This is a genomic window from Chitinophaga filiformis (assembly GCF_900102545.1).
Taxonomy (GTDB): Bacteria; Bacteroidota; Bacteroidia; order Chitinophagales; family Chitinophagaceae; genus Chitinophaga; species Chitinophaga filiformis.
Genome location: NZ_FNBN01000003.1, coordinates 643,994 through 666,439, shown reverse-complemented (window position 1 = coordinate 666,439; position 22,446 = coordinate 643,994). Strand labels below are relative to the sequence as shown.

Below are 22,446 nucleotides of genomic sequence, written 5' to 3'. Positions count from 1 at the left end.
GAGGAGCATATCCTTCTCCTGATTTTTTTTGCACACTTATCGTGTATACCTCCGTGCTTAAACGAAACAAAAAGTTAAAATAGCATAAGCGGTCATACAAACTGTTCAGTTTAACTTTTCTTTTAGAGTGATTGGTTTATTTTCGATTCAACAAAACCTAAACGTTCATGAAAAATATTGTACTGTTAGCCTTGCTGGCCATCAGCATTGTACCTGCAACAACATGTAATCTCTATAACTAACCTTAACATTCATGAAAAGACTTCTACTATTATCCTTGCTGATCATCAGCATATTACCCGTTTTTGCCCAGACGTCCATAGGCGTTATTGGCGGATATAATCTGGCATGGCGCTATCCTAAGAATCCGCAGCAAGCCGGCAATCAGGATTATTCTTTGAAGCCCAGATGGCGTGCTGGCCTGGTATCAGATCATCATCTATGGAAGAAGTTATATCTGCAACCACAACTATTATTGAACACCAAAGGCTTCCATGAAAAAGCTTCCAGCATCGGCACTCCCGGAACATTTAACTACGCGACTGAACGTGATCTGCGGGTACTATATCTTGAAATACAAGCCAATTTTCTTTTAAAGGAGCGGCTGGGTAATGGCAAGTTATTTCTGGGTGCAGGTCCATACCTGGCTCGTGGGATTACAGGGAGGTCAAAAGCGAAAGGCTATTCAGAACTCGCTGGGGAAAGGACAGATTACGACACACAGGTACCTGTAAAGTTCAGCAATAACGTGGTATACAATACCCCAAACGTTTATGAAAAACATTATGATGCGGGCGTTAATTTCCTGGCAGGTTATGAATTGAAGAATGGCCTGTTTTTCAATGCAGTGTACAGCATTGGATTAACTAACCTGTATTACGATGATAGCTACAAATCTAAAAACACCTATGCTGGGTTGAGCGTAGGGTATTTCTTTAAAAGATTCAACTAAGTACCAATATCCTTTTCAGTCTGTAATACAGACGATGGTTATTATTATTAACTAATCCAAAAGACCATGAAAAAAATCATCCTGTTAGCTTTGCTGGCTGTTAGCATTATGCCAGCTTTTGCCCAGACATCCATAGGTGTTATCGGAGGGTATAACTTATCTTCGATTACTCCTAAATTATATGGTTATGATGTAACGTCCAGATCGGGATGGCGTGCCGGTCTGATTGCAGATCGCCGCTTATGGAGTAAATTCTATCTGCAACCACAGTTAGTATTAAACAAAAAGGGGTATAACTATGCTTTCTATAACTCAGAAACCGGCATCTCTGGCAAAACAGAAAGACAACTCCTCTATGCTGAACTACAAGCCATTATGTTATTTAAACAACAGTTCCACGGCGGAAAGTTATTTGCCGGCGCAGGCGCCTACATTGGCCGTGGCATTGATGGTAGTGAAAGATCAAAAAACCACTATGAATTAAACGGGAGCCCCGTTACAAGCACTACCCACTATGATGTAAAATACAGGAACAATGAGCCTGAGTATATTCCCGGTAGTGAGGTAAAAAGGTATGTAAAACCTTATGATGCAGGATTAAACTTCCTTGCAGGCTATGAACTAAAGAACGGATTGTTCTTCAATGCAACCTATAGCTTAGGCCTAACCGAATTGGGACATTGGGGTGGATGGAATAGCAGAAATACTTATTGGGGCCTGTCAGTAGGCTGCTTCCTCAAAAAATTCAGCTAACAAAAAAGGTGCCCGCCTGCCGGCGGAGCACCTTTTTATCTTTCGTTCAACAGGAACTTATTCGAAATAACTTTAAATGAGATCTTTCTGTCTGTTGAGCGGATCACTAATCCTTCTCTTTCCACTGCTTTACCCTGCGGACTTAACACCGACACGCCATCTGCAATGGTCAGCAACTCATCCAATGATGCAGGCAAGGTGTACTGCAGATCCAGGATAGGTACCGTCTGTAATCCCAATGAAGCGATCAGCGCTTTAAACTCATCCAATGCCAGGTACTCGTAACGATCGATATCAAAGGCATTAAAGAATCGTACCGTTTGTCCTCTCAGACCGTATGCATTACCCTGTATTCCCTCTCCGATCAGCTCTCCCTGTATCGCAATATTCTTTCCCAGGGCAGCCAGCTTCTCTTCAATGTTTTCTGCTCTTGCCACTTTCCAGAGGGTATTATCTGCTGTTTCCTCGAGGTCGAGGTTACGCGAACATACGCCAAACACGCCCTCGTTCAGGTAAAAAGTAACAGAAGAACCATCCAGCTTTTCCGTTACGTAAAAAGTATGCTGCCTGAAGGCTTCGTACTGACCACTCAGGTTCTGTATCCTTTCTTCATCCGTTTTAGGCATGAAAGAAGGGAATAAGCCTTTTGCAATGCCACCTAAGGCTGCTGGTATTGGAGGTTCATATTTGATGACGCCTAAGCGTGCAGATACATCTTCCCCGATCTCGTAAGCGTATCCTTCCAGCAGACTCACAGGCAGTAACAGACCCTGGGAGATCTGTCCCCTCAGCTTCATTGTTTTCAGCCTGAAACCTTCCAGCTCCCCCATTTTACGGTAAGAGCTTTTCCTTAAAAATTCGAATTCTTCCCTGACAGGCAGGAATGAATCTATTTCACAATACACCGCATGATCGCCGATGTTGAATTCATTTTTCTTGACCACCAGTTTCCACCCCTTAACGGTGGCAACTTCTATCAGGTCTGCCCCGTCAATAGGCTGTACGTCGTCTATGACAACCGGGGATACCAATTTCCTTTCCATTGTTGTACTTCTGAATGTGAAGTGTTTTTTGGGTTACAAATGTTGTTTATTCCATCTATAGAGGCCAGGTATATAGATAAGGGTCGCAAAGATATATATTTTATTCTACATACCAAATTCTGACCGATGTACACCTCCTGTATGCCTCATTCCCCTTCTTCCGGTCCGTTTATTGATGTTAACTTAGTATCACTCACCAAACCTTACCATTATGTTTAAAACCACCAAAGCATTCAGTGGATTTTCGGTTAATGACCTCAAAAAGGCAAAGGAATTTTACAGTAAAACACTTGGGCTTGATGTAGAGGAAGTAATGAATGGTAACGTGTTACAGCTGAATATCCACGGAGGAGGTACTATCATGATTTATCAAAAAGACAATCACACGCCTGCCACCTTTACAATCCTCAATTTTCCCGTAGAGAATATAGAAGAGGCTGTAGACGGCCTTACCGCAAGAGGTATCCGTTTTCTACAATACAATGAGCCGATCAAAACAGATGAGAAAGGTATCTGTCGGCGAAGTGGTGGCCCATTGATAGCCTGGTTTGAAGATCCTGCGGGGAATATCATCTCTGTGTTACAGACGACAGAAAAATAAAATATCAGCCCGCCACATTATTTTTTTCACTACTGAAAGGGTTATTAAACCTGTTTGAGTCGGTCGATATACGGCAACAACCAGCGAATATCTTACCTCATTATTACATTTATCGCTTATACCCGGATTTAAATATCTTTGCGGGAATTTTTACGACTATGTTGTGGTATCCGTATACGCAAATGAGACAGATCAATGAGTTGCCAAAGATGGTATCTGGAGAAGGTGTGATGATGCACCTGGAAGATGGCCGCTCGCTGATAGATGGGATCTCTTCATGGTGGGCAGTCATACATGGATATAATCATCCGGCACTCAATGCTGCGCTGCTTACACAGGCCAATAAATTCGCTCACGTGATGCTGGGCGGTATGACACATAACCCGGCCCTTGACCTGGCTGCGAAACTTGTCAGCATTACTCCCCAAGGCCTCAACCATGTCTTCTTTTCTGACAGTGGTTCTATTGGTGTGGAGGTAGCGCTGAAAATGAGTATTCAATACTGGAAAAACATCGGCTATAATGGCAAAAGCAAGATCATATCATTGAGGAATGGTTATCATGGCGACACTTTCAAAGCTATGGAAGTCAGCGATGACTCTGACTTTACACGCGCCTTTTCAGATGTACTGAGAAGAGGATATATATTAGATATTCCTGAAGGAGGATTTGATGCGGATGCGGCACTTGTAAAACAGGCTACTGATAAACTGGAGGCACTGTTACGACGTGAACATCATAACATTGCTGCGTTTATTGTCGAACCTATTGTACAATGTGCCGGCGGATTCAATATTTATTCACCTCTCTATCTGAAAGCAGCCCGCGAACTCTGTACAAAATATAATGTGCTGTTCGTCTTCGATGAAGTAGCCACAGGTTTTGGACGTACTGGTAAATTGTTTGCCGCAGAACATGCCGGTGTTACGCCCGATATTATGATACTTGGCAAAGCATTGACAGCAGGCTATATGGGCCATGCAGCCACATTGGCCACATCAGCGGTATTCGACAGCTTCCTTGGAGATAATTATGAAAAGGCGCTGATGCATGGTCCTACGTTTATGGCTAATCCGCTTGCCTGTGCAGTGGCACTGCGAAGCATCTCCATTATTGAAGATGAGCAGTATCTGCAGAAAATAGCAAAGATCCAATCCATCATACGCGAACAGTTTGATACTTTCTCCTCTCCTGCTATTGTTGCGAAAAGATCAATAGGTGCGATTGGTGCCCTTGAAATGAAAGATGCAGCCTGCCTGTCTGGCTTTAAGGAATTCTCCCAGCAACGCGGTGTATGGTTACGTCCTATCGGCAATGTGTTATACCTGATGCCTCCATATATCATCAGCGAAAAAGAACTACTGACGATCCTACAGGTAATAAAAGATTGGATTCAACAGATAAAATAACTATACTGGGCTGTCTGTCGACAGCCTTTTTTTATGCCTCCTTATAAGAATGTCCGGCAGGAAGCCTTCCCTGATCTGGCATTATTCTTGTCAATAGGATCATGCGCAAAAAAATATGCGCTTGTATATTTTCACTAGTGGGACAATACAAAAACAAAGACACAACATTACCTCTCCGATTAACATGCAAACCATTTATTAAAAACCTGGATTTTAATTAAAACACAACACAAAACCATGAGAAGACTACTTTTCAGCGTCGCTGCCGCTGTAGCATTGCTTACTGCCTGTAACAAAGACGACAACAACAACCAGACTCCTAAAAGCGCTTTTACCATTGAGGGACAAGACAAACAAACTACTGAAACGCCTTTCGGTTTCCGTGTGCAATGGAGTGTGGAAGAAGGTGGAAGAATGCTGATGTCTAATGTGAATATCAATGCTGCAGCCTTTAGTGGCAAGATCGATGGCGTTTCCTTTCAGGTGGATACTTTTGTGAACGGACAAACATATACGTTCAAAGAGGCAGGCGCCGCCGGATTTGATAAACGTGTGAACTTCAGTGCCGCTGATGTGGTGCTGGGCGCCAGTTTCGCCAACAACACCATCACGCCTGGTACCGGCAAACAGCTGACGGACCTGCAGGATGGCAGGATCACTATTCAGAAAGATCCGCCGAGTGAATCTTACCGCATATCATACATACTGGATTATGGCGATGCCAAAGTGTCCGGAGAATTCAACGGATTAATGCCAGTAGTGAATAAATAACAGGTGCAAGCCGTATCCCCAAATGTGGGGATATGGCATCCCCTTTTCCGGGTATAAGTAAGTGTTGCAATACCTATCTAAAACAATGTACCATACTCAAACCAAAGCTTCCCTGCTGATAGGTTGGTAATATTATATTGGCTACATCTGTTTTATTACTCTTGAATACTCTCTTCACTGAAGGATATAAGTAATACGCCAATTCTGTTGAAAGTATACCCACACCAGCTCCAGCCACGATATCTCCAAACCAGTGCCTGTTATTTGACATACGAAGATATCCCGTAGTAGCAGCCATTGCGTAACCCGCTACACCATACCATATCGATACATCCTGGTACTCCCGCATCATAAATTCAGCAGCAGCAAATGCGGTAGCAGTATGACCTGAAGGAAAGGACAAATAGTTAGATCCATCCGGCCTTTGCTCATGCGTAAGATGCTTGGTAACTGTTACCGTACTTCCCATGAAGATATTCGCCATCGCATAAATAGCCGTACGATCCACGAAATTATGTTTGCCTTTGATACCTGCGATGTTCAATCCATATACGAGCAGGCCCGGGGCATACTGCAGATAATTATCAAACTTATGTATCCTGCGACTCCCTTCCAGGTATACTTCTTCTTTCATTTCATGATTCAAGCCCTGCAGACCATTTACTTTAAGAGAAGCTACGCCGTATAAAATGAATGTAGTAGGTACCAACAACAACCCTTTGTAATGTCTTTTAATCTTTTCTGGCCGATACTGATAAAATGAATCTTGCTGGAACTGCGGTTCTGTAATGGCAGTATCTCGTTGTTGTCCGAATGACAAGTAAGGTAGCAGCATGACAATGAGCTGCAAAAGGCATAAGGTCTTTTTACACATGGTGTATAACAGTTGTAGGAATATCTAAATGTAATATATGCGATTTGGACAATATATATGCTATTCTCCGGAGAACTTTAGTTGGATCTTATTTTTGCTTCCATGTATGCGATGTTTGCTTTTTTCCCTTTATCCAGTTTATCACGGCAAAAGGAAGTGAAGAATCGATGGCTTTTTAATAACATCAAAGTATCATCACACCAGTGAGCGTAGTTTTTATGTGTCCGCAGCTGGAATTCTCTCTTTACCAACTCATCTGTTATTTCAAACTCTTTCGTTCCGAAATGATAGGTATCTGCATCACAGATAATTTCTTCCAGCAGTGTTTTAGGAGCTGTAGGCCATTTGGTAGCCATTATACATTCGGAGATGGTATCTATCAATGCTTCATCGGCATCTTTATCAATAAAGAAGGATCTCATCAGCCGGACGCTTGCCTGTTCATGTAATGCTATATCGGTAATAAGGTGACCTGTATCATGGAACCAGGCTGCCACACTTAAAATAAACCTGTCTCTTTCATTCAGTCTGTAATGATCTGCAATTTCCATGGCGTGGCCTACAACGCGCTCTGTATGCGAAAGGTTGTGATATACCAGATAAGTGGAAGCCAACCGGGTAAACAGATCAATAACATATTTTTCGGCGAGATACTCCGTTTGCGTTAGTTCCATAGTTTATCAATAATCTGATTACCGGAATGTATCCAAATATCGGGGCCAATTCTGTAATAATTCTGTAGTCTTTCCCGTCTGATGTAGCTACAGGGAGACATTTTTCTGGTTATACGAATATCTCATTTCGTGCGTTTATTATTGCTGTCAGCGACTGCCTTTATAGCATTTCCATCACCCTTTTTATGACTTTTAAATTATACACCTGCTGAAGGGCGGACAATCACCCATGCCGGTAATTGCTGATGCCTATATTTTACAGATTCATTTAACGCTAAATTTATCCGGTTACACATGAAACCCAAATTCTACATTATCGTAAAAACGTCCGCGTTGTTATTATGTTTGAGTACAATGCTCACCTTATCCAATTCCTGTAAGAAAGACAACAACAATCCACCGGGACCAGGTCCTGACACTACTCATCAGGAAGATACGTCCCCCTTTTATGGTAAGCCCCTCACTAAAAGACCCATTATGGTAGACTACTGGGGCGGCTGTTGCTACGACCGGTCAACGGTAGGCCCTTTGGATGCTATGCCGGATGGCGTGGACGTTGTCAACATTTTCACCCTGGGCATAGGCAGAACCACTGCCGGAGGCTGGGAATTTGAACACAGAGGTGTGTCCGGTCAGAATGAATGGAGCGATGTGCTGACCAAAGCACATGCCTTGCAAAAAAGGGGGATCAGGATAGTGGCGACCTCCTTTGCCGGCGCACTGGTAAAGTTATCCTCCGCTGCAGCTGATTCCATGGCGAAAGTTGTGAAAGATTCTCTGGACAAATGGAAATTTGACGGTATAGATCTTGACCTGGAATATGGTAATGTCAGAACAGCGAATATCGACAGCAGTATTATAGCCCTTAGCAAATACCTTGGTCCGGTTTCAAAGACAGGTAGAATATTGTCTGTAGTAGACTATAATAACTACAACCTGGAGCAGATCAAAAGGTCAAAACAGTACATTGATTACGTGATGACGATGTCCTATTGGAACAAGGCTACCGATGTAATGAAATGGATAAAATCGTATGGAGATGGCATCGGCAACCGTCAGAATGTGTTGATCGGTGTAGGCGCAGGCTGTGCCATCAATGCCGGACAGGCAACTGTGCCGGGCGAGGAACTGAAAATTGCGGATACGCTCAGAGCCTCCGCTCCCGGTAGCGGTATGATGGAATTCATCTTCGGTTGCAGCTATCACAATAAAGATCAGAGCGGTAATATCACGAAGGATATCAGTTATACCACTAATATTATTCAAAGGCTGAAGAAATAGTCAACGGACAGAGGAAGGCTCAACAGTAAATTAGGCGTTGAGAATTGTCTAAATGATTATCTGGCTCCATCAGGGATACGAATCGACACAGGGTGTATCATACTTTTGATACACCCCGTGTTTCCTCCATTCCCCCGAATATCTTCCATTCGTCTTACCTTTGCAAAATGGATTATTTCAAAAAGCTGCTTGAATTACTGAAAACAGAGCGGGAAGTAGACAGGAAAGCATATCTGGAAATGACAGCATCAACGTCTGTAGCCGAACGCAGGGCTAATGGACTTACCTGGTACCCTATCGCCATCAGAGGTTCAGAAATGAGCCGGGGAGACTATCTCACCGTGGAAGTGGAGCGTACCACTCACCAGGATGTCGTTCACCAGCTCCGTTTTGGCGTTTCAGCAGTCCTTTTTTCGAATCATGATCCTAAAACCGACCGTATAGAAGGCACGATCTCCTACCAGGGCGGTAACCGCCTGAAAATCACACTCCGTACGGATGAATTGCCGGAATGGGCTAATAATGGCAAACTGGGCATTGACCTGCTGTTTGACGACAACAGCTACGATGAGATGCAAAATGCCCTTAAACAGGCTGATACCCGCCTTAGCAAGGAAGAGAATGATCACCTCATCAGGATACTGACCGGAGAGAAATCGCCTACCTTCCGGGATGACCTGCCTCCGGTTACCGTCCCCCGACTGAATGAATCCCAGCAGGCGGCTGTGAACCGGATACTGGCAGCGAATGACGTGGCTATTGTACATGGTCCTCCCGGTACAGGAAAGACCACCACCCTGGTACAGGCCATCAAGGCGCTGATCAAACAGGATAACAAACAGATACTGGTAGTGGCCCCCAGCAATACCGCTGTAGACCTGCTGAGCGAAAAACTGTCTGACGAAGGCCTGAACGTACTGCGTGTAGGGAATCCTGCCCGTGTCTCCGAAAGACTCTCCGCCCTGACGCTGGATAGCCGGATGGCAGAACACAACAGCATGAAGGAGATCAAACGTCTGAAAAAACAGGCCAATGAATTCAGGGACATGGCCCACAAATACAAGCGGAACTTCGGGAAGGCAGAAAGGGAACAACGCAAGGCGCTGTTTGACGAGGCCCGCAGTATCATGAAATCCATCGAAAATACGGAACAATACATCATGGACGACCTGCTGGCAAAGGCCCAGGTGATCACGGCTACCCTGGTGGGCGCCAATCACTACACCGTACGCCAGCTGAAATACCATACTATCGTCATTGACGAAGCCGGACAGGCTCTGGAACCTGCCTGCTGGATCCCTGTCCTGAAGGCACAGAAAGTAGTGCTGGCCGGCGACCATTGCCAGCTGTCACCTACCGTTAAGTCAGATGAAGCCGCCAGGAACGGTCTGAGTACCACCCTGCTGGAAAAATGCACGTCCAGGCATCCCGAATCAGTTGTGCTGCTGGAGGAACAATACCGCATGCACCAGATGATCATGGGATATTCTTCTGCCATCTTCTATGAAGACAAGCTGAAGGCCCATGCTTCGGTAGCCGGACATACCCTCTTCCCCCAGGATATGCCCCTCTCCTTTGTGGATACCGCTGGCTGCGGATTTGACGAAAAATCCGAAGGTACCAGTACCACCAATCCGGAGGAAGCAGCCTTCCTGTTCAAACACCTGACACAGCTCGTATCAGGGCTCACTCCTCATTACCAGCAGGAAGATTTCCCTTCCATTGCCATCATTTCCCCCTATAAACAGCAGATCCATCTCCTGAAGGAACAACTGCAGTACTCTCCGGAGCTGCAATCCTACGGGGATAAGATCTCTGTGAATACGATCGATAGTTTCCAGGGACAGGAAAGGGATATTGTATACATCAGCATGACCAGGAGCAACAACGATAATAAGATCGGCTTCCTGTCGGATATCCGCCGTATGAACGTAGCCATGACAAGGGCGCGTAAGAAGCTGGTGATCATCGGCGACAGCGCTACATTGTCCCAATTGCCCTTCTATGCAGGATTCATCTCCTATGCAGAGCAGCAAAACGCCTACCAGAGCGCCTGGGAATTTATGGATAACTAGGCCGGAAATTTTGATATCTTTATCGCCAGTATTGTCATTATATCCATCCTAACAACCTGAACCTATGAAAAAGATCACCCTGATGTGCATGGTGACACTGTTACAGGCATTTGCCTATGCACAATTCAAGACTGTAGCTGAAACTCCCTTATTTGAGGAACCTGAAACCGGCTATGCAAAAATACTCCAGCTTAAAAACGGCAATACCGTTGTTGTACACCTGAGCGCCAGAAACGGTATAGATCTTACCATTTACAATCCCGAACACAAGCTGGCGGGTTTCAAACATCACGACCCTTCTTTCGGGAAACTGAAGGGAGCCCGCGTCAATGCTATTTTCGAAACCAATGGAACTATTGCACTCCTGATCAGTGAGGTACAGGAAAGAACACCTGTTCTCCACAAGTTATTGTTTGATGGAACCACCGGCAACCTGGAATGGGAGGAAAAGATTGCGGAAGCAGAAAAATACCTGTTCAAGGATGTACGCTGGATCCCTGAATTTGACCCTGTGAACTCTTTCTCTGTCAGTAAAGATCCTTACAGCGACAACTATGCGGTATTCATCCGTCGCGATAACAGCGGTCTGGCAGATAAAAATCAGATGGAGGTAGTCGTATATAATGGAAATCACCAGGAACTCAGCCGTGCCTTCTATCAACCGGCTTTTAAATATGCCTCTCTGAACTACCTGGATATGGCTGTATTGGGAGATGACAGGGTATGCATCCTGGGATTTGCGTACAATGAGATCGCCTCCGGTGACCGTGAAGGACAACTGGTAATGATGACGCTACCTAAAAACGGAAGGCGTATGACTTCTGAACTACTGGATCTGTCTGAGAACCGTATTGCTGATAGCGCCATTGTGCGGTTCAATCCTGTTACTAAAAAACTAATGCTGCTGGGCACTGCTCATATAGAAGATGCTAATCCACAGCCTTACCAAGGATTCCTGCTCATTATAGACCCTTTTAAAGCCAAAGTTGAGCAGGAGATCAATATATATCCGACAGAAGCTGATGTGCAGAAAAAGAAGCTGTATGGAGCAAAAGAAACATTCACAGGCATGCCGCAGGACCTCGTCATCAATGATGACGGCAGCTTTTCTATTATTTACGAAGAACTGATCAACGAAAAACATACGCCACGGGATGCTACGCCCTATACTTACTATATGCTGAATGACGTGGCAGTTGCCTCATTTGATGTAAATGGTAAAATGCTTTCTACCAGCTTCATTCCGAAAAAGCAATATCTCAAAAACACCTCCTACCCTTCTTTCTATATCGCACAAAGAAAAATGTCTGCCCAGCATCTGATCCAGGCGGAACAATACCGTTCGTTTGCCTATCTGCATACAAAGAACAAATTATACGTTCTTATGAATGATGCAGAACAGAACACACATCCCGAGAACGGAAATATTGTACAATTGCGTGCACTATCCGGCGGACAGGCATACTCCTATGTAACAGGAACGCCTGCACCGCAACGGAGTTTGTTCTTTGGTCCATTGAGGAAGGATGAGAAACATACACTGGCAGTATTCAATCTTTCAGATTATAACAAAGCCACCAATACTTATGTAACGCTCAAGTTAGAGATGACCAGTACGGCAAGAAAATCAAGGTTGGTGTGGCTGACGCCGGAAGAATAAAAAAAAGGCTAAAGTAGGAATACTCCAGCCATTGCTAAACCTACAACTGTTTACACTGTTCATGTAACATAAGTTCCTGTCACAGTTGTCATGACAGCGGGGCGTTACGCAGCGGCTATTTTAGGCGCTGCGTGACATTCTGTTATTATTTTTGCCCTGATGGCTGTTGATAATTACGCTGATCGGGTATGCAAAGCTCAAACTATCTGCGCTCATTAAAAATTACCAAACCTGGTTATATGCATCCCCTATTTTAGTGATCTGACATATTCTTTGCCAACAGTACGTTCTTTTTGAGAGCACAAAACTACGATCTGTCACATCAACAGAATTACACATAACAAAGTAAAAATGATAAAAATCAAACAATTAGGGGTGAGAAATAGGGTCCCGGAGATAATTATAACCAATTAATGTAACAGCTCACCACGGGCGAGCTGTATGTTTATAGCCCCGGGAAAAACAGGGATGAATAATTCAATTATCCGCACCAGGGAAAATATGTCAGCTATAACGGTCATTTCTCCATGGGTACGCGGTATTGGAGTAACCCCGCTCTTCCCAGAAGCCTAATTTATTCTGTGTAAGGAATTCAATCCTATGAATCCATTTCGATCCTTTCCAGGCATATAACTGCGGCGTGATCATTCTCACCGGGCCACCGTGTTCCTTTGGCAAAGGCAATCCTTCATAGGTATGCACCAATAGTACATCTGGCTTCAGGGCTTCCTCCAGGGAAACATTGGTAGTATAGTCGTCATATCCATAACACAGGATATGCGTGGCATTCTCCCTGGGCTGGGCCAGCGCTGCCAGGTCGAGCAGACGTACGCCTTTCCAGTTCATATTCAATTTAGACCAGGTAGTCACGCAATGGAAGTCGGAAGTATCTTCCGTTTGCGGCAAGGCCATAAAATCTTCCCAGCTCAGTTCCAGCGGATGCTCTACAGCCCCGTCGATGATCAGCTTCCACTCTTCCAGCGGCACATCGGGTTCGATCCCCAGATCCAGTACAGGCCACTTATGCGTAATAATCTGACCAACTGGCACTACCGGCATACCATGGCGGTTAGGATTACCAGATCCCATAGGCCTGCTGTCTGCCACAGAGGGCGTTTGCTGCATCTTGTCCTCAAAGCGGGCCTTGAGTTTCATGCGGGCTTCTACGACCCTTTTTAATTTTTCTGACTCTTCCATAGAATGAAGGTAGGAATTATTAAAAAACCAGTAAATATGAATATCAAACATTAAAATAGTCAATGGCTACACGGCCTGTACTGTTCCAATGTTAATTTCCCTAAGATAACACACTCAGTAACAATCTAATTGCAGTGAAAAAGGGTATACTTGTTTTAACGGAGAATCCGCATTGATGCTGATTCTCAGTGAGGCCCCGGCATGAGGTATCAGCGCATTGAACTCTGGTAATTTGACCGCTGGCAGATACCCATAAATAATATAAATTTGATATTGTACTTAACCATTGCTGATGCTTTTGACTTCCTCCTATGAACTGAAGACAGCATTTGCCTATGCCAGGACTTTTAGCCTGGAAAGGAAGCTTTTTTACATAGACAGTCAGATGATCCTCCTGGGTATTCTGGACTCCTACGCCAGTGATATCGCGATCGATGCATCTGACAGGGAAAAGCTTGTCCAGTGGCTGCATGCTCTTAACTGGGAACAACGCCCCGGTACGCCCATTCCTGCGGGTAACAGGCCCAAAGTACCCATCATGACCGAGGCCGAAAGAATGCTGGAAAATGCGGCTTACTACCAGAAAAAGCTGGGAGATGAACAGCTCCACCCGCAGCACATCATTCTCTCGCTGCTCAGCATAGAAAACCGCTGCCAGTACAAATTCCAGTCCCTTGGTATCATCTTCGACGGCTACCTGGAACAGATCCTGGCGCTCAGGAAGATCCAGGTCGATGTCCCTTTCCGTAGCCCCCGTATCAAAACTTCCCATGTCAGTTTCTTCCACCCGCTGATCCGGCTGTTTTACGGTCCCCGGCAAAAGAAACTTGCTGTGGAAAGATATTTCGGGGAGGCACAGGCCCTGCTGCAATATAATGATATACACAGGTGCCGGGCACTTTGCCACCTGGTGTTACAGATGCAGCCCGATCATGTGAACGCATTGTGGCTGTCGGGGGTGACCTGGAGAGTGGAAAGGAATTTTCAGAAGGCCCTCCCCTTTTATGAAAAGGTACACAAGAAACATCCGCAACATACAGGCGTGCTGGCAGAAGTAGCGCATTGTTACAGTGAGTTGGGCAACCATGCATGGGCACAACGCCTGTACGCACATGCCCTATCCCTGAATCCGGGATCTTCCGAATTGCTGAATAGCCTTGGGTTTGAGTGTATTAAGCTGGAGCTGTATGTGGAGGCGATCTCTTATTTCGATCAGGCTATAGCATATGATGAAGAATGTGCCTATGCCTACAACAATAAAGGGTATGTACTGATGCACCTGGGATTTCCGGTAGCTGCCAGGGAACTCATATTGAAATCACTGCAGTTCAATAAAGGCAATGCCTATGCCTACAGAAACCTGGCATTGCTCGCCCTGAAAGAACAAGACGAAGACACTGCCAGGGAAATGCTGCTAAAGGCGCAACGATTTCACTTTAAACGTAATTATGGCAATGAAGTGGAAGAATTGTTACGCCGCCTGGACAAACAAAAAGCTGCTACTTCGTAACAGCTGCATAATACTTGCTGATCCGCTCATTATAAGCCACACTTCTCATTAATACGAGCCGGTATAAGGCAATACCTACGGCCGCACAGGCAATACCTGCCAATACATCCAGCACATAGTGATGGCTGGTGTAAACTGCTGCAAACCAGATACCGAGGGCAATGATGCCGAAAATGGTTGTAAAGAACAAATTAGTGGTCTTCCTCGCATAAAAGAATACGATCAGCGGATATGCAGAATGCAATGATGGCATTGCCGCAAATACGTTTGATCCTTTTGCATATAATGATCCGAAGATATTAACGTTCAGCGCAGCGTCAAACCTGGCCAGTCCTGCTGTATTACCCGGTGTGCTCGCAATGAAATCAAAACCATGCATCTGTACATACCATGGTGGCGCAGCGGGATAGGTGTAATAAACGATATATCCCACCCAGTTAACCAGTATAAAGGTAAAGGCAAAATGCAGGAATGCCAGCCTATCCTTATAGAACAGGTATGTAGCAAATGCCAGCGGTACCGGCACCCAGCATAAATAGAATGATCCTGTCAGCACATCCAGCCATACGCGGGTATGATGCAGCCAGTATTCATTGGGAGTAACTCTCACTCCATCCATCATCACGCCAAACCATGCTTTTTCTGTCTCGTAGATGTCCTTAATATGTACAGGTCCCGTCAGGTAATTCGGGAAGGCCTTCATATAGTCGAACACGATCCAGTAAAAAATGAAGATCGAAAAACCCAGTATAAAACGCCGGGTCGGTCTTGATACGTAATAGCAAACATTGAAAATCGCTATCAGCCACAGCTGATCACTCTTAAAGCCAACCAGCCAGGTGGAAAGCAACAGATAAGCAATGCTGATCGCAGTAACGATCAGCATATTTCGCCTATCAAAAAAAGCAGTTGTAGGCCTGGCAGGAACCGGTGCATCCATCTTATCTCACTTTTGAAAATCTGATCCGAAGATCTTGTCCCAGAATGAAGAACTTACGCCATACCCTTTGGAAGCATCGGCATAGTGATGCATCATGTGGTGTTTCTTTAACTTCTTCCAGAACTTTGCCTTGAAATTGAAATGATGCAGGGCATAGTGGGAGATATCATAGAAAAGATATCCGCCGATGAAACCTGCATAAAATCCGTAAAAATATATTTCGGGTATAAAACTCCTATACAGGAACCAGAAGCCTAGTGCCAGCGGTATGCTCACAGATGGAGGCAATACCAGGCGCAGCCTGTCGTTGGGATAATCATGGTGCACACCATGAAAAATGAAGTGCAGCTTTAGACCCCAGGAAGACTTCGGTACAAAATGGAATACAAAGCGATGCATGATGTATTCTGTCAGCGACCAGATAAAGATACCTGCTGCTATACAGAGCAACCATAATCCAACGCCTGTTTTCACTGTTGCCAACGCCATCCAGCTACAATAAATGATCACAGGAACATATAAGAACAGCGGAACGCTGAAATGTACTTTAGATAAACTTTCCAGCAATCGGTTCTTGAACATAGGTACAGACTCCTGCGAGTTGGAAACGTACTGTCTATTACTCATTCGTTTGTAAATTTAACAATCAACCTTTTATGGCTTAAACTGCTCCTTTATTTCTTTGCCGGTAGCAGGATCTATCCCTTTCATTTCTACGTATACCACATTAGGAAACCAGAAAGTGCCACCTTCGATCTGCAGGTAGATCCTGTTCAGCTGAGCCATTACGCTACCAATCTGTGTGTAGATATGGTAGTCGCCCTGGGCCGACTTCATCAGGTACATCTTTTTCTTGTCATAGGCTACGGAACGTAATTCATACTTGTCTTTCGCCAGTTGCTTAACCTTCAGTCCGTACGCAAATTTACGTTGTATATAATTTAATCCCTTCTTTTCACCTTTTTCGGTGTACCTGATCCAGTAAATATTTACCGGTTCATCTTCATCCAGTGTACCATCCTGTTGTAGGTTCAGGTCGTAGATAATAGTGTTCGCATTGGGCGTACGCTGCATATAAAACAGCATATGCGGAATATTGGTCGGTACCGGGAATACCGGTTCTGCTTTCGTCGTTTGTGCGTTGGCTACTGCCATAAAAGGCAGTACCATAATCAGCAGGGCAACTACCGGAGTAGTGGTAGCGCTTCTGATCACGCGGGTTACCTGGTCCTGCTGGTCTATCGCTTTCTTTGCATCCTTCAGGCGGCCGATGGCAGTAATGTTTGTCATAATGGCCATGATGAACAGCGGGAAGGTGAAGATCGAAATGGTCTCGAATATATGGAAAGGAATACCTGGTACGAACAGTTTATAGTCCCCGCCGATGAAGTGTGAAGTGATACCGCAGGCGATAGCAGATACGGAAATGATCACGATCCTTTCCGGGCGTTGCATCAGCCCACCTTTACACTCAATACCGAGGCCTTCTGCACGCGCCCTGGTATAACTTACCATCATAGAGCCGATCAGTGCAATAAAGGCAAATATGGAACTAAGGAAATAGTGATGTCCGATCAGGTAATAACAGATCCCCAGGAACAGGACCATTTCACTATAACGGTCCAGTACGGAATCAAACAGGGCGCCAAATCGCGACCCCATATTCCCCAGGCGGGCTACCTGCCCGTCCAGCATATCAAATAATCCTGCAAAAAGGATCAGGGCGCCGGCCCATCCTACGTAAGACAGGTCTCCCCTGTGGCCTTCCTCAACTCCCGTCACAAATATTACTACCACACCCACGTTCAGCAGGAACCCTATCAGGGTCACGGCGTTAGGCGTCAGCCCCAGCTTTATTAAGCCCTTTACCAGAGGGTTGATCACCACGTAAATTGCTTGCTGCAGCTTATCTCTGAATCGTTTTTTCATGGCTTACGATTGAAAAACATTAAAAATCAAATCTAACCCTGCCTCTGATACCCCAATTGGCAATCAATGGGTTATCCAGGTATGTAAATCGCTTAACGAGATCTAACCTGAGCAGTTTAAATATATTGGCAACACCAACACTACCTTCCACATATGGCGTATTGCCCAGTGTATAAGTAATTGGTACTCCATCTGCATAATTTGAGAACTGTATCTTCGACGGATCCAGTCTTGGATCATTGCCCTTGCTCAATCCTCCGTACAATACCTTTATTGTTGCTACTTCACGGAGTTTCAGTTTTTTCAGCAAAGGTATCTTATTGAAGATAAATCCATTAAAGCTATGGTCAATATTTATACCAGCATAGCGGTCGCTCACAAATTCCAGGAAGTTCATCAGGTTATAAGACTGTAACTGGTAAGCATATGTCTGGTTCGCTCTGTGAATGGTCAACAACGGATAAGGTATGTGCCCGAAGATGTAACCACCCTCTACTACTACCTCACTATACCCCAGCTGAGAAAGGTATACCATCTTATAAATATTCAGAGTGATGTTCTGGTAGTTATAATCACCTCCTGCCAGCCCCTTCACTCCCGCGATTGCTCTAAGTGTGAAGATAGGATATTTGTTGGGGATAGGTATCCTGAAGTTCTTTCCCTGGTAGAACTGCTCATGAGGCGCCCAGCGGAGCTCCAGCGACAGTTCTGAGGTAGAGATCTTCTTCACACTATCTGGAACGCTGGTACCTTTGTAGTAAGATAGCGTACCGGCAGGCGTCTGCTCCCAGTGTTTGAAGCCCACCTGGAAAGAGGAGTGATTGTACAGCTCATGGAGATAATATATCCTGAAGATGTCATTATACAGCCATTTATCGTTGTTACCACGTTTGAATGACAGCAGGAAGTTGTCTTCCTGTACGAACTGCAGCTCCTGACCAGGAATCTTCGTATCGTGCTGGAAGCTGGCCTTAATGGCGCGTACTGGCCAGTCGTAAATGGACTTATGATTAAAGGCATAAGAACCTCCGAAGTAATATTTCCATTTCTCATCCTTGAAACCGTAAGCGCCATATCCTTCCAGGTAAATGCTCTTATTGAACTTAGGCGTGGTCCTTCCACCTAACCTCAGACGGAAACCTTCCACCGGGTTGAAGTTATAGAAGGTGTTCACCGGGCCTACTTCAAACTTGGGACCTACGCTCTTCCAGCCGGCCAACAGCAGGGTAGCGATATCCATGGTACGTTTGAAGGATTTCATGTGCTGCAGACTATCGATATTGGCATATACCTTCGATTCTGCAGTTGTCAGTGTATCATGTCTGTTCTGTTCCCAGAAGCTTTCCGGTTTCTCAACATTCTGCTCATTCTCCACATAGGAGCTTCCTTCGTAGAAACTGGCAGGCATCGGCTTATTGATCACCATGTTCTTCAGAGACACTGTACGTTCTCCGTAAAGACCGCTCTTACCCTTAAAGAGACCAAAATCGGCCATCAGGGTATTCTTGTTCATGAAGTAACGGCCGTCAGGCGTCTTCTCGAAGTCCATATAGAGGTGGAAATCACGGATAAAGTTCAGATTGATCTCCTTATTGGCGGTCATATCTGCCTTCTGTATCGCGTATTTCCCATCCAGCGTGATGTACAGTTTACCTTCCAGCAAACGGTCTGCTTTATTCCTGGGGTAGAATTCCAGGACAATCAGTTTTGTGCTGTCTGCTGTTTTAATGGTATCGGCAATGAAGTACTTGTAGAAAGTAGGACCCGCATCTGCAATAGGGCTCAGGAACTGGTTGGTGAACAACATCATGTTGTTGTCGTAGATGTCCACGTCCTGATAGATGTGGTTCAGATAAGCGCTCAGACCGCGGTTATCTATATAGTTCTCAAAGCTGACCTTCTTATCAGCAGTGACAATTGTTTTCTTCTTTTCAGGGTCCCTGCGGAAGTACACGTCTGCCAGTCTTTCTTCCAGGTACATTGGCAGGAGCGAGCGTCCTTCCATTTTGGTGGTATCCTGGTTGTCGAACACGAATTTATACTTCCGGGTGAACCGGTTGTTACGGATCTTATCTGAGAGATTGCTTAGTGCAAACTCCAGTTTCTCGTACTGGTTATAATTGGCATAGTCATAATGCTCCATTCTGTTCTTTGATTTGTTATCAATGACCAGTCGGATCAACTCTACAGCCGGGTTATCCTTGTTACGGTATCTTTCTTTCTTACGCCGAACTACAAACTCATTCAGGACCTTTGCGCCACTTTCCAGGGTCACATTCCTGACCTGTTCATTACCTCTCTGTACGCGTACTACAACGGTTTTATACCCCATCAGGGAAAACCGTACACTATCTTTTGGGCTATCAAACTGCAATTCGTACCGGCCTGCAGCATCAGTAGCGATGCCAAAGGAAGTACCGGGCACAAAGACACTCACAAAGGGCAAAGGTGCACCTGTTTTGTCTGTAACTACACCTTTCACCTTCGTTGTCTGTGCAAATACTGAACTAAAGCCGAGCGTAAGCAATAACAAAAGACCTAAACTAATATTTTTACTACCATTCATTCTATCTAACATCTTTAAAAACGAACCGCTTCTGCATTATATAACTATACGTAAAACCAATCAGTAATGATACTATCATTTTAACCATGGCTACTCTTTCTATAAGACTGTACCATCCTGTAAAATGTAGTATGAGCCACACGCCTGCTGCATTCAGCAGCATATTTCCCACCCAGGTGATACCATAGCGCAGTGCCTGTCCTCCTATCGCGCCTTTCTCCTTATTAAAGACCCACTGCCTGTTAATCATAAAATTGGCGGCTCCACCTGCAAAGGTACCAGCCATATTCGCACCGACGTACCAGGCTCCCGCCTGGGTTGACAGCAGGATCACCACAAGGAAATCCAAGCCTGTTGCTATCAGTGAGGAGGCCTGAGCCTTCAAAAATTTCATCATCCTCCAAAAACGTTACTGTGATACACAATCTGCAGTAACAAGTTGGTATATACTCCTGCTACCACGTCATCCATCATTACTCCCCATCCACCGGGCAGCGCCTCGGTGCGGCGGATCAGTAATGGTTTACGGATATCAAAGAATCTGAACAATACAAGTCCCGCCAGCACATAACCGGGGGTTACCGGCAGGAACAGCAGACTGAAGCACATACCAGACACTTCATCTATCACTACTTTCTTGTCGTCCTTCCCCCAATGAGGTTCAACTTCCGTACCGGACCAAATGCCTAACATTGTGATGGCAATGGTAATGGCTACCTGCCATAGGGCAGATATATTACCACCAGCCTGCGCAAGGTACCAGCAAAGAGCTGTCACGGCGGCAGCAACCGTGCCCCCTCCCTTGCCAATGTAGCCTATGCCCAGGCTGGTAGCGATTATTTTATGAATTCGGATCATCCTTCGTTTAAAATTCCTTCGTAATAATCCAGACCCAGGTGCGTGATCAAATCTTCGCCCATCAGGTAACGCAGGGTGTTCTGCAACTTGATCAGCTGTTTGAAGATGTCATGCTCAGGACGCAGGCCTGGTGCTGTTTGTGGTGATTTCAGATAGAAGGACAGCCACTCCTGGATACCGCTCATACCGGCACGCTTCGCAAAGTCGATGAACAGAGCGAGGTCGAGTACGATTGGCGCCGCCAGGATGGAATCACGGCAAAGGAAATTCACCTTGATCTGCATTTTATAGCCCATCCATCCGAAGATGTCGATGTTATCCCAACTTTCCTTGTTGTCCTTACGCGGAGGATAATAGTTGATCCTGATCTTATGGTACATATCGCCATATAACTCAGGATTTTCCTCCGGCATCAGGATATCTTCCAATACACCCAGTTTGGATACTTCTTTTGTCTTAAAGTTATCCGGATCGTCCAGTACCCAACCGTCGCGGTTACCCAGGATGTTAGTAGAGAACCAGCCTTCCATACCCAGCGCACGTGCCTGCAAACCTGGGGCCAGGATGGTCTTCATCAGGGTCTGACCGGTTTTGAAGTCTTTACCGGCGATCGGAGTTTTAGTTTTCTTGGACAATTCTACGAGTGCAGGAATGTCACAGGTCAGGTTTGGCGCACCGTTCGCAAAAGGAACGCCCAGGGTCAGCGCCGCATATGCATAGATCATGCTTGGAGCAATACGCGGATCGTTATCTTTCAGCCCCTGTTCAAATGCAGCCAGCGACTGGTGAACATCTGCAGCTTCGTGATATATTTCGGTAGAACCGCACCATACCATTACAACACGGTCACAACCTTTTTCTTTCTGGAAATTTTTAATGTCCTCTATTACGGCCTGTGCCAGGTCATAACGGGTCTTGTAGTCCTTAACGTGTGTACCATCCAGATTTTTAACAAAGTTTTTATCGAAAGCCGCCTTCATTGGAACGATGGATTCCAGTTCAGGCCTGATAGCTTCCAGCATAAACCTGTCAAGTACTTCAGCTTTTACTGCGGCGGTATACACATTGTCCTCATACACATCCCAACCACCAAATACCAGGTCATTCAGATTTGCTAAGGGAACGAAGTCCTTAATCAGCGGATTCCTGTTTTCAGTTCTTTTTCCCAGTCGGATATGGCCCATCTGTGCCACAGAGCCAATGGGCTTTGACAGCCCTTTCTTAATTGATTCTACTCCGGCAATGAATGTCGTGGCTACCGCGCCAAGGCCCGGCATCAGGACACCCAATTTCCCTTTTGCTTCTTTAATTTGATGTTTCATAAAAATGTGAGACTTTTATTTAACTGTTTTA

At 45.2% G+C, this 22,446-nt stretch carries 20 protein-coding genes; 9 read left to right on the top strand and 11 right to left on the bottom strand.

Annotated elements, in window-relative coordinates:
- The first annotated feature begins 253 nt into the window (after positions 1 to 253).
- Together BLR32_RS14920 and BLR32_RS14915 are read left to right on the top strand one after the other, a co-directional pair.
- Entirely contained in the window at positions 254 to 952 is a 699-nt protein-coding gene (locus BLR32_RS14920; protein ID WP_089833107.1) for an outer membrane beta-barrel protein, read from the top strand.
- 66 nt (positions 953 to 1,018) lie between these two features.
- On the top strand, positions 1,019 to 1,705 hold the full coding sequence (locus tag BLR32_RS14915; RefSeq protein ID WP_089833105.1) for an outer membrane beta-barrel protein: 687 nt from the start codon (positions 1,019 to 1,021) through the stop codon (positions 1,703 to 1,705).
- 35 nt (positions 1,706 to 1,740) lie between these two features.
- On the opposite strand, the gene BLR32_RS14910 is transcribed toward BLR32_RS14915, so the two are convergent.
- Positions 1,741 to 2,748 (bottom strand): RNA ligase (ATP), encoded by a 1,008-nt coding sequence (locus tag BLR32_RS14910; RefSeq protein ID WP_089833103.1) that lies wholly within the window; start codon positions 2,746 to 2,748, stop codon positions 1,741 to 1,743.
- A 211-nt stretch (positions 2,749 to 2,959) separates the two neighbouring features.
- Here BLR32_RS14910 and BLR32_RS14905 point away from each other — a divergent pair, with 211 nt between their 5' ends.
- From BLR32_RS14905 to BLR32_RS14895, 3 genes are all read left to right on the top strand, one after another.
- Positions 2,960 to 3,349, top strand: coding sequence for a VOC family protein (locus BLR32_RS14905; RefSeq protein ID WP_089833101.1), 390 nt, complete (start codon positions 2,960 to 2,962; stop codon positions 3,347 to 3,349).
- 158 nt (positions 3,350 to 3,507) lie between these two features.
- Positions 3,508 to 4,758, top strand: coding sequence for an adenosylmethionine--8-amino-7-oxononanoate transaminase (gene bioA, locus BLR32_RS14900; protein WP_089833099.1), 1,251 nt, complete (start codon positions 3,508 to 3,510; stop codon positions 4,756 to 4,758).
- Positions 4,759 to 4,995: 237 nt separating this feature from the next.
- Entirely contained in the window at positions 4,996 to 5,529 is a 534-nt protein-coding gene (locus BLR32_RS14895) for a hypothetical protein (RefSeq protein ID WP_089833098.1), read from the top strand.
- A 73-nt stretch (positions 5,530 to 5,602) separates the two neighbouring features.
- On the opposite strand, the gene BLR32_RS14890 is transcribed toward BLR32_RS14895, so the two are convergent.
- Both BLR32_RS14890 and BLR32_RS14885 read right to left on the bottom strand, forming a co-directional pair.
- A complete protein-coding gene (locus tag BLR32_RS14890) occupies positions 5,603 to 6,379 on the bottom strand; it encodes a phosphatase PAP2 family protein (protein ID WP_245705435.1) in 777 nt (258 codons plus the stop codon).
- Positions 6,380 to 6,480: 101 nt separating this feature from the next.
- Positions 6,481 to 7,077 (bottom strand): HD domain-containing protein, encoded by a 597-nt coding sequence (locus BLR32_RS14885; RefSeq protein ID WP_089833094.1) that lies wholly within the window; start codon positions 7,075 to 7,077, stop codon positions 6,481 to 6,483.
- Between the two features lie 294 nt (positions 7,078 to 7,371).
- Here BLR32_RS14885 and BLR32_RS14880 point away from each other — a divergent pair, with 294 nt between their 5' ends.
- The 3 genes from BLR32_RS14880 (at position 7,372) to BLR32_RS14870 (ending at position 12,093) form a co-directional block, all read left to right on the top strand.
- Positions 7,372 to 8,358, top strand: a complete 987-nt coding sequence (locus tag BLR32_RS14880) for an EndoS/ChiA family endoglycosidase (protein WP_089833093.1) — start codon at positions 7,372 to 7,374, stop codon at positions 8,356 to 8,358.
- 167 nt (positions 8,359 to 8,525) lie between these two features.
- Positions 8,526 to 10,433, top strand: coding sequence for an AAA domain-containing protein (locus BLR32_RS14875; RefSeq protein WP_089833091.1), 1,908 nt, complete (start codon positions 8,526 to 8,528; stop codon positions 10,431 to 10,433).
- Positions 10,434 to 10,497: 64 nt separating this feature from the next.
- Positions 10,498 to 12,093, top strand: coding sequence for a hypothetical protein (locus BLR32_RS14870; protein WP_089833089.1), 1,596 nt, complete (start codon positions 10,498 to 10,500; stop codon positions 12,091 to 12,093).
- Between the two features lie 504 nt (positions 12,094 to 12,597).
- On the opposite strand, the gene BLR32_RS14865 is transcribed toward BLR32_RS14870, so the two are convergent.
- Positions 12,598 to 13,290 (bottom strand): sulfite oxidase-like oxidoreductase, encoded by a 693-nt coding sequence (locus BLR32_RS14865; RefSeq protein ID WP_089833087.1) that lies wholly within the window; start codon positions 13,288 to 13,290, stop codon positions 12,598 to 12,600.
- Positions 13,291 to 13,582: 292 nt separating this feature from the next.
- Here BLR32_RS14865 and BLR32_RS14860 point away from each other — a divergent pair, with 292 nt between their 5' ends.
- Positions 13,583 to 14,800, top strand: a complete 1,218-nt coding sequence (locus tag BLR32_RS14860) for a tetratricopeptide repeat protein (protein ID WP_089833085.1) — start codon at positions 13,583 to 13,585, stop codon at positions 14,798 to 14,800.
- On the opposite strand, the gene BLR32_RS14855 is transcribed toward BLR32_RS14860, so the two are convergent.
- From BLR32_RS14855 to BLR32_RS14825, 7 genes are read right to left on the bottom strand one after another with little or no spacing between them, the layout of a single operon-like run.
- Positions 14,790 to 15,740 carry a phosphatase PAP2 family protein gene (locus BLR32_RS14855; RefSeq protein WP_089833083.1) on the bottom strand — a complete coding sequence of 317 codons (951 nt, stop codon included), beginning with the start codon at positions 15,738 to 15,740 and terminating at the stop codon, positions 14,790 to 14,792. The genes BLR32_RS14860 and BLR32_RS14855 overlap by 11 nt on opposite strands.
- Before the next feature lie 6 nt (positions 15,741 to 15,746).
- Positions 15,747 to 16,367 carry a sterol desaturase family protein gene (locus BLR32_RS14850; protein ID WP_089833081.1) on the bottom strand — a complete coding sequence of 207 codons (621 nt, stop codon included), beginning with the start codon at positions 16,365 to 16,367 and terminating at the stop codon, positions 15,747 to 15,749.
- A 27-nt stretch (positions 16,368 to 16,394) separates the two neighbouring features.
- The gene (locus tag BLR32_RS14845) at positions 16,395 to 17,669 is read right to left on the bottom strand and encodes a DUF4833 domain-containing protein (protein ID WP_089833079.1); all 1,275 of its coding nucleotides are present in this window, start codon (positions 17,667 to 17,669) and stop codon (positions 16,395 to 16,397) included.
- Positions 17,670 to 17,688: 19 nt separating this feature from the next.
- Complete coding sequence (locus BLR32_RS14840) at positions 17,689 to 20,247, bottom strand: DUF5686 and carboxypeptidase-like regulatory domain-containing protein (protein ID WP_245705434.1); 2,559 nt, start codon at positions 20,245 to 20,247, stop codon at positions 17,689 to 17,691.
- On the bottom strand, positions 20,237 to 20,632 hold the full coding sequence (locus BLR32_RS14835; protein WP_089833075.1) for a GtrA family protein: 396 nt from the start codon (positions 20,630 to 20,632) through the stop codon (positions 20,237 to 20,239). Before BLR32_RS14835 ends, BLR32_RS14840 begins: the two co-directional genes overlap by 11 nt.
- A complete protein-coding gene (locus tag BLR32_RS14830) occupies positions 20,629 to 21,093 on the bottom strand; it encodes a phosphatidylglycerophosphatase A family protein (RefSeq protein ID WP_089833073.1) in 465 nt (154 codons plus the stop codon). Before BLR32_RS14830 ends, BLR32_RS14835 begins: the two co-directional genes overlap by 4 nt.
- Positions 21,090 to 22,415, bottom strand: coding sequence for an inositol-3-phosphate synthase (locus BLR32_RS14825; protein ID WP_089833071.1), 1,326 nt, complete (start codon positions 22,413 to 22,415; stop codon positions 21,090 to 21,092). Before BLR32_RS14825 ends, BLR32_RS14830 begins: the two co-directional genes overlap by 4 nt.
- Between the last annotated feature and the right edge of the window lie 31 nt (positions 22,416 to 22,446).

Coding starts and splice junctions, on each gene's coding strand:
- BLR32_RS14870 (WP_089833089.1), top strand. CDS start 10,498: ATGAAAAAGATCACCCTGATGTGCATGGTGACACTGTTACAGGCATTT.
- BLR32_RS14895 (WP_089833098.1), top strand. CDS start 4,996: ATGAGAAGACTACTTTTCAGCGTCGCTGCCGCTGTAGCATTGCTTACT.
- BLR32_RS14855 (WP_089833083.1), bottom strand. CDS start 15,740: ATGGATGCACCGGTTCCTGCCAGGCCTACAACTGCTTTTTTTGATAGG.
- BLR32_RS14880 (WP_089833093.1), top strand. CDS start 7,372: ATGAAACCCAAATTCTACATTATCGTAAAAACGTCCGCGTTGTTATTA.
- BLR32_RS14920 (WP_089833107.1), top strand. CDS start 254: ATGAAAAGACTTCTACTATTATCCTTGCTGATCATCAGCATATTACCC.
- BLR32_RS14860 (WP_089833085.1), top strand. CDS start 13,583: ATGCTTTTGACTTCCTCCTATGAACTGAAGACAGCATTTGCCTATGCC.
- BLR32_RS14910 (WP_089833103.1), bottom strand. CDS start 2,748: ATGGAAAGGAAATTGGTATCCCCGGTTGTCATAGACGACGTACAGCCT.
- BLR32_RS14825 (WP_089833071.1), bottom strand. CDS start 22,415: ATGAAACATCAAATTAAAGAAGCAAAAGGGAAATTGGGTGTCCTGATG.
- BLR32_RS14830 (WP_089833073.1), bottom strand. CDS start 21,093: ATGATCCGAATTCATAAAATAATCGCTACCAGCCTGGGCATAGGCTAC.
- BLR32_RS14845 (WP_089833079.1), bottom strand. CDS start 17,669: ATGAAAAAACGATTCAGAGATAAGCTGCAGCAAGCAATTTACGTGGTG.
- BLR32_RS14840 (WP_245705434.1), bottom strand. CDS start 20,247: ATGTTAGATAGAATGAATGGTAGTAAAAATATTAGTTTAGGTCTTTTG.
- BLR32_RS14905 (WP_089833101.1), top strand. CDS start 2,960: ATGTTTAAAACCACCAAAGCATTCAGTGGATTTTCGGTTAATGACCTC.
- BLR32_RS14865 (WP_089833087.1), bottom strand. CDS start 13,290: ATGGAAGAGTCAGAAAAATTAAAAAGGGTCGTAGAAGCCCGCATGAAA.
- BLR32_RS14875 (WP_089833091.1), top strand. CDS start 8,526: ATGGATTATTTCAAAAAGCTGCTTGAATTACTGAAAACAGAGCGGGAA.
- bioA (WP_089833099.1), top strand. CDS start 3,508: ATGTTGTGGTATCCGTATACGCAAATGAGACAGATCAATGAGTTGCCA.
- BLR32_RS14835 (WP_089833075.1), bottom strand. CDS start 20,632: ATGATGAAATTTTTGAAGGCTCAGGCCTCCTCACTGATAGCAACAGGC.
- BLR32_RS14885 (WP_089833094.1), bottom strand. CDS start 7,077: ATGGAACTAACGCAAACGGAGTATCTCGCCGAAAAATATGTTATTGAT.
- BLR32_RS14915 (WP_089833105.1), top strand. CDS start 1,019: ATGAAAAAAATCATCCTGTTAGCTTTGCTGGCTGTTAGCATTATGCCA.
- BLR32_RS14850 (WP_089833081.1), bottom strand. CDS start 16,367: ATGAGTAATAGACAGTACGTTTCCAACTCGCAGGAGTCTGTACCTATG.